Source organism: Microvirga sp. P4_G7, assembly GCF_056401005.1.
This window is the reverse complement of record NZ_JBFUKD010000355.1, coordinates 1-3770: the sequence shown is the minus strand read 5'-3', so window position 1 is coordinate 3770 and position 3770 is coordinate 1. Positions and strand designations below refer to the sequence as shown.

Below are 3770 nucleotides of genomic sequence, written 5' to 3'. Positions count from 1 at the left end.
GGCGAAGCAGGACGAAGTCATCGTCTTCTCGTGGTTGGAATATCCCAACAAGGCAGCACGCGACGCGGCGAACGAGAAAATCATGAGTGATCCGCGCATGAAGGAGATGGGTGCGTCGATGCCCTTCGATGGCCAGCGCATGATCTTCGCGGGCTTTGCGGCGATCGTCGACGAAGGTGCCAAGGGCAGGATGGGTTACGCCGACGGTTCGCTGGTCCCGGTTCCCGCTGCAAACAAAGATGCCTATCGGCAGCTGGCGGAGACCCAAGCCGCCATCCTCAAGGAATACGGCGCCACCCGCGTGGTGGAAGCGTGGGGCGACGACGTCCCGGACGGCAAACTCACCGATTTCAAGGGTGCAGTGAAGGCGACGGGGGATGAGAAGGTCGTCTATTCCTGGATCGAATGGCCGTCGAAGGAAGCCCGCAACGAGGCGTGGAAGAAGATCTACGCTGATCCGCGCATGCATGCGGCCCAGGACAAGAAGGTCTACGATGGCCAACGCAGGGTCTATGGCGGTTTCGCCCCGATCCTCGATGCATAGGGCCCAACGAATTCCGCCGTTCTAAAAACAGGCCGTTCCAAATAAAAAGCCCCGCGCGAAGCGGGGCTTTTCGTCATTTCTAGCAGAAGAACGTCTAGCAGAAGAACGCTGCTTACTTGAGAACGCTGCTTACTTGGCGCCGCCGATGCCCAGATTGCCGAACTTCGAGTTGAAGCGCGACAGACGGCCGCCGCGGTCGAGCAATTGCTGCGTGCCGCCGGTCCATGCCGGGTGGGTGTTCGGATCGATGTCGAGATTGAGGGTGTCGCCATCTTTGCCGTAGGTCGACCGGGTCGTGAACGAGGTGCCGTCGGTCATGACCACCTTGATGAAATGGTAGTCGGGGTGTTCCAGTTCGCTGTCGCGTGCCATTGCCAATGTCCTCTTGCGGCCTGYCGATGCGGCGGCCTGCAGCCTTTGATCGGGTTCTGATCTTGAATAACGCGCGCCTATACCGCACTTGGAACCCTGAAACAAGCCGGGTCGAAAGGTGCTAAGCCTTTCAGCGCCGTAAACCAGATTCGAGACCAATGGCCGATCACCCATCTGAAGCCGCCCGCGCCAAGGCGCCCTTGAGCGCGCTGAAGCCCCTCGTTCCGTTCGCGCTTGCTTACAAGGGCCGGATCCTCGTCGCTTTTGTCGCGCTCGTCGTGGCCTCTGGGGCGACGCTGGTCATGCCCATCGCCATGCGGCGAGTGATCGATTTCGGGTTTACCTCTGAGGGGCGGGAGCTGATCAATGCTTATTTCGGCATGCTCGTCGTGGTCGTCGGCGTCCTCGCGGTGGCGAGCGCACTTCGCTACTATTGCGTCATCACGCTCGGCGAGCGGGTCGTCGCCGACCTTCGGGCGGCGGTCTTTCGCCGACTGACCAGCCTCGATCCGACGTTCTTCGATCAATCGAAGAGCGGTGAACTCGTGTCGCGCTTGACCGCCGATACCACCCAGGTCAAGGCGGCTTTCGGGGTCAGCATCTCGATCGCCCTTCGCAATGCCTTCCTGTTTCTCGGCGCCGCCGTGCAGATGGTGCTGACGAGTCCGAAGCTCTCGGCCATGGTTCTGTTCGCCATCCCGGTGATCGTTCTGCCTCTCATCACGTCGGGCCGGGCCGTCCGCAAGCGGTCCCGGGCGGCGCAGGATCGGCTCGCAGACGCTTCGGCCTATGCCGCCGAAGCGGTGGGCGCGGTGCGCACCATGCAGGCTTTCGGCATGGAGGGCGCGACCGCTTCTCGCTTTGCGCAAGCCGCCGAGGAGGCCTTCGAGGCCGCGCGACTGTCCACCACAATGCGCTCCTATCTGACAGGGGCCGGCCTCTTTCTCATATCCGCCAGCGTCGTCGGTGTTCTCTGGTATGGGGCGCAAGAGGTGCTCGCCGGCACGATGACCGCCGGAACGCTGACCCAGTTTCTTCTCTACGCGGTGTTCGTCGCGAGTTCGCTCGGCCAGATCTCGGAGGTCTATGGAGAGTTGGCGCAGGCCGCCGGCGCGGCCGAACGGCTCGGAGAAATTCTCGCCGCCGAACCGGCGATCAAGGCGCCGCTCCATCCGGTGCCGCTGCCGCAGCCGCCGCTTGGAACGGTGGCTTTCGACCATGTGGGCTTCGCCTATCCCACTCGTACCTCACAGCCGGCCTTGGAGGATCTCAATTTCAGCGTCGCGAGCGGCGAGCGGGTCGCTCTCGTCGGGGCCTCGGGCGCCGGCAAGAGCACCATCTTTCAACTCCTGTTGCGCTTCTACGATCCACAGCAGGGCCGCGTGCTCATCGACGGCATCGCCACCTCGGAGGTCGATCCGGCGGCGCTTCGCCAGCGCATGGCGCTGGTGCCGCAGGAGCCGACGATCTTCGCGACGAGCGTCCTCGAAAACATTCGCTACGGGCGTCCCGACGCGAGCGAGGACGACGTGCGCAAGGCCGCCGTCCTGGCCGCAGCCGACGGCTTCATCCGCGCCATGCCGCAGGGCTATGAGACTGTCATCGGAGAGCGGGGTGTCACGCTGTCGGGCGGGCAGCGTCAGCGCATCGCCATCGCGCGGGCGATTCTGAAGGACGCGCCGATCTTGCTGCTCGATGAGGCAACCTCCGCTCTCGACGCGGAAAGCGAGCGTAAGGTCCAGATCGCGTTCGACCACCTGATGACCGGCCGCACGACCCTCGTCATCGCGCATCGACTCGCGACGATTCGATCGGCCGATCGAATCCTGGTGATGGACCAGGGTCGGATCGTCGAAGAGGGGACCCACGACGAACTCTTCGCCAAAGGTGGCCTCTACGCGCGGTTGGCCCGGCTGCAATTCACAGATTCGGGTCACGCAGAAGCGGCGGAGTAAGGAGCTAGCGCTCTGTCAGTTTCAGCTCGATGCGCCGGTTGCGGGCATAAGCCTCTTCGGAGGTGCCGAGGTCGATCGGCTGAAACTCGCCGAAACCTGCGGCCAGGAGGTGCTGAGGGGCAACGCCACGCGCCACCAGCGCCTGGACGACCGCGATGGCACGCGCGGCCGACAGCGCCCAGTTCGACGGGAACTGAGACGTCGCGATCGGGCGCGCATCCGTGTGTCCGTCGACGCGGATGACCCACGGGATATCCGGCGGCACCTGCTTTTCGAGTTCGACCAGGGCGCTCGCGATACGGTCGATCTCGCCCGAGGCCTCCGGCCGCAGGATAGCCTGGCCGGCGGGAAACAGCACTTCCGACTGGAATACGAACCGGTCCCCGACGATCCGGACGTCGGGTCGGTTGCCGAGGATCTGGCGGAGCCGGCCGAAGAAATCCGACCGATAGCGCGCGAGTTCCTGGACACGCTGGGCGAGAGCGACGTTCAGGCGCCCGCCGAGTTCGGCGATGCGTGCCTGGCTGTCCTTATCCCGCGATTCGGACGCTGAAAGCGCTTCCTCCAAAGCGGCCAGCTGCCGGCGCATGGCGGCGATCTGCTGGTTGAGGATTTCGATCTGGCTCAGCGCGCGCCCCTTTTCGAGGCGCTCGCTCTCGATGACATTCGTCAATTCGTCGGCGCGGCCCTGGTTCGCGGTGCCGCTGTCGAGCATGCCTTGCAGACGTGCGCGCTCGGCCTCCGAGACCCGAAGCGTGGATTGCAGGCTCGAAAGACTTTCCTCGCTCGAGCGCCGCGTCGACCGTTCGAGTGCCAGAAGGTCGGTGAGATCCGAGATCTGACGGTTCAGCCGATCGAGAACCGTGTCCCGGCCGGACAATTCGCGGCTGAGATAGAAT

General features: G+C 64.0%; 4 protein-coding genes. 2 read left to right on the top strand and 2 right to left on the bottom strand.

What is annotated here, in order from left to right; all coding sequences use genetic code 11:
- Positions 1–544: DUF1428 domain-containing protein (locus AC1DT3_RS14450; RefSeq protein WP_477465943.1), on the top strand; the 544-nt coding region annotated here is incomplete at its 5' end.
- A gap of 129 nt (positions 545–673) precedes the next feature.
- On the opposite strand, the gene rpmE is transcribed toward AC1DT3_RS14450, so the two are convergent.
- Positions 674–916 carry a 50S ribosomal protein L31 gene (rpmE, locus tag AC1DT3_RS14445; protein WP_477465942.1) on the bottom strand — a complete coding sequence of 81 codons (243 nt, stop codon included), beginning with the start codon at positions 914–916 and terminating at the stop codon, positions 674–676.
- Positions 917–1074: 158 nt separating this feature from the next.
- Between rpmE and AC1DT3_RS14440 the strand changes: the two genes are divergently transcribed.
- A complete protein-coding gene (locus tag AC1DT3_RS14440) occupies positions 1075–2871 on the top strand; it encodes an ABC transporter transmembrane domain-containing protein (RefSeq protein ID WP_477465941.1) in 1797 nt (598 codons plus the stop codon).
- Between the two features lie 4 nt (positions 2872–2875).
- Here the strand turns inward: AC1DT3_RS14440 and AC1DT3_RS14435 are convergent.
- The coding region (locus AC1DT3_RS14435; protein ID WP_477465940.1) for a peptidoglycan -binding protein at positions 2876–3770 on the bottom strand (895 nt) is incomplete at its 5' end.

Excerpts from the sequence above, each read along its gene's own strand:
- AC1DT3_RS14440 (WP_477465941.1), top strand. The coding sequence starts at position 1,075 with ATGGCCGATCACCCATCTGAAGCCGCCCGCGCCAAGGCGCCCTTGAGC.
- rpmE (WP_477465942.1), bottom strand. The coding sequence starts at position 916 with ATGGCACGCGACAGCGAACTGGAACACCCCGACTACCATTTCATCAAG.